Source organism: Psychrobacter sp. TB20-MNA-CIBAN-0197 (assembly GCF_040309765.1).
Taxonomy (GTDB): domain Bacteria; phylum Pseudomonadota; class Gammaproteobacteria; order Pseudomonadales; family Moraxellaceae; genus Psychrobacter; species Psychrobacter submarinus.
Genome location: NZ_JBEOPC010000887.1, coordinates 1 through 259 on the forward strand (window position 1 = coordinate 1; position 259 = coordinate 259).

At 59.1% G+C, this 259-nt stretch carries 1 protein-coding gene; it reads left to right on the top strand.

All coding sequences use genetic code 11. The features are described 5' to 3' along the window. Window positions 1-259, top strand: a 259-nt coding sequence (locus AAEY83_RS16415) for a thioredoxin domain-containing protein (protein ID WP_502945207.1), incomplete at both ends; no start/stop codon positions are given.

Below are 259 nucleotides of genomic sequence, written 5' to 3' on the forward strand. Positions count from 1 at the left end.
GCGCTGGAACAAGCCATCGCCAATGTTGCCGACGAGGTTGCCGTGGAACTGACCTTCAAGCCCTTCGAACTGAACCCGGACATGCCGGCCGAGGGCGAGCACGCCATCAAGCACATGATGCGCAAATACGGGCGCAGCGCCGAAGAAGTCGCCTCGCGCAATGAAATGATCGTCGCGCGTGGCAAAGCCATCGGTTTTCAGTTCGACCTGGACAAGCGCAGCCATTTCTACAACACCTTCGATGCCCATCGCCTTCTGC